The organism is Streptococcus sp. UBA4344, assembly GCF_002393675.1.
Lineage (GTDB): Bacteria > Bacillota > Bacilli > Lactobacillales > Streptococcaceae > Streptococcus > Streptococcus vicugnae.
The window spans coordinates 1-2,695 of sequence record NZ_DGTE01000028.1; the positions used below are offsets into that span (position 1 = coordinate 1).

Consider the following 2,695-nt stretch of genomic DNA (forward strand, 5'->3'; position numbering starts at 1 on the left):
GGTGCAAGACAGTTTGTTGTACATGAACCAGCTGAGATAACTGTTTCAGTACCATCAAGAATTTCGTGGTTAGTGTTAAATACGATTGTTTTAACATCTGATCCACCAGGAGCTGTGATAACAACTTTTTTAGCTCCACCTTCGTGCAAGTGTTTTTCAGCAGCAGCTTTAGTTGCAAAGAAACCAGTTGCTTCAAGAACGATTTCTACACCATCGTTAGCCCAGTCGATTTGTTCTGGGTCACGTTCTGCAGAAACTTTAACGAATTGACCGTTAACTTCAAAACCACCATCTTTAACAACAACATCACCGTCGAAACGACCTTGAGTTGTATCATATTTCAACAAGTGAGCAAGCATAGCTGGGTCAGTAAGGTCGTTAATACGAGCTACTTCAACACCTTCAACGTTTTGGATACGACGGAATGCAAGACGACCGATACGACCGAAACCGTTAATACCAACTTTAACTACCATTAGTGATTTCCTCCTTATGAAAATCAAAAAAAATTTTTTTATTTTAAAAGGTTTCCCTTTTAGACAATTGTGAAAAGATTAACTTACGTAGGCACAAATCAACCTTTCAACGCTATTATTATATAACTATTTCGCTAAAATTGCAAATATTATTACCGTTTTCATTACAAAAAAGGACGCTCATTTGAGCATCCTTTTTAACAGTAATTATTCACCAGAATTTTTCTTGATGATTTCTTCTTGAACTGATTTAGGAACGTCTTCGTAGTGGTCAAATACCATCATGAATGTACCACGTCCTTGAGTTGCAGAACGAAGAACTGTTGCGTAACCGAACATTTCAGCAAGTGGAACGAAGGCACGAACGATTTGGCTGTTACCGCGAGCTTCCATACCATCAACACGTCCACGACGAGCTGTTACGTGACCCATAACGTCACCAAGGTTTTCTTCTGGAGCTGTGATTGTAACAAGCATCATTGGTTCAAGAATAACTGGGTGTGCAGTTTTAGCAGCTTCTTTAAGTGCAAGTGATGCAGCGATCTTGAAGGCAGTTTCAGATGAGTCGACATCGTGGTAAGAACCATCGTAAAGTTTAGCTTTAACGTCAACCATTGGGTAACCAGCAAGAACACCGTTAGCCATAGATTCTTGAAGACCTTTTTCTACTGCAGGGATGAATTCACGAGGAACCACACCACCGACGATAGCATTTTCAAATTCGAATCCTTTACCTTCTTCATTTGGAGTAAATTCAATCCAAACATCACCGAATTGACCTTTACCACCAGATTGGCGTTTGAAGAATCCACGTGCTTGAGTAGCTTGGCGGAATGTTTCACGGTATGATACTTGTGGAGCACCTACGTTAGCTTCAACTTTGAATTCACGTTTCATACGGTCAACAAGGACGTCAAGGTGAAGTTCACCCATACCAGAGATAACTGTTTCACCAGTTTCAACGTTAGTTTCAACGCGGAATGTTGGATCTTCTTCAGCAAGTTTTTGAAGAGCGATACCCATTTTATCTTGGTCAGCTTTAGATTTAGGTTCAACCATCAATTGGATAACTGGTTCTGGAACGTCGATTGATTCAAGGATGACTTTAGCTTTTTCATCTGTCAATGAGTCACCAGTTGTAGTATCTTTCAAACCAACAGCAGCGGCAATGTCACCAGCGTAAACTGTTTCGATTTCGTTACGGTGGTTAGCGTGCATTTGAAGGATACGTCCGATACGTTCACGTTTACCTTTAGAAGTGTTAAGAACATAAGAACCGCTGTTCAATACACCTGAGTAAACACGGAAGAATGTCAAACGACCTACGAATGGGTCAGTCATGATCTTGAACGCAAGAGCTGCAAATGGTTCGTCATCTGATGCTGGACGTTCTTCTTCTTCATCTGTATCTGGGTTAACACCTTTGATTGCTGGGATATCAAGTGGGCTTGGAAGGTAATCGATAACCGCATCAAGCATCATTTGAACACCTTTGTTTTTGAAGGCAGAACCACAAAGAACTGGGAAGAATTCAACGTTGATAGTTGCTTTTCGGATAGCAGCTTTCAATTCAGCTTCAGTGATTTCTTCACCTTCAAGATATTTCATCATCAATTCTTCATCAGTTTCAGCAACTGCTTCGACCAATTTTTCACGGTATTCGTTAGCTTGATCAACGTATTCAGCTGGAATATCTTCTTCAAGAATATCTGTACCAAGGTCATTAGTGTAGATTTCAGCTTTCATACGAACCAAGTCAATGATACCACGGAAGCTATCTTCTGAACCGATTGGCAATTGAATTGGGTGAGCGTTAGCTTGAAGACGATCGTGAAGTGTGCTTACTGAGTAAAGGAAGTCAGCACCGATTTTGTCCATTTTGTTTGAGAATACGATACGAGGAACACCGTATTCAGTAGCTTGACGCCAAACTGTTTCAGTTTGAGGTTCTACACCTGATTGTGAGTCAAGAACTGTAACCGCACCATCAAGAACACGAAGAGAACGTTGTACTTCGATTGTGAAGTCCACGTGTCCTGGTGTGTCGATAATGTTTACGCGGTAGTCTTTCCATTGTGCAGTTGTAGCGGCAGAAGTGATTGTGATACCACGTTCTTGCTCTTGTTCCATCCAGTCCATTTGTGAAGCACCTTCGTGTGTTTCACCGATTTTATGGATTTTACCAGTATAGTAAAGAATACGCTCAGTTGTTGTTGTTT

Annotated in this window: 2 protein-coding genes; both read right to left on the minus strand. The window is 40.9% G+C overall.

What is annotated here, in order from left to right:
• On the minus strand, positions 1-476 hold a 476-nt coding region (locus tag B4D49_RS05170; RefSeq protein ID WP_286783451.1), incomplete at its 3' end, for a glyceraldehyde 3-phosphate dehydrogenase NAD-binding domain-containing protein.
• Between the two features lie 207 nt (positions 477-683).
• Positions 684-2,695, minus strand: a 2,012-nt coding sequence (gene fusA, locus B4D49_RS05175; protein ID WP_286783452.1) for an elongation factor G, incomplete at its 5' end; no start/stop codon positions are given.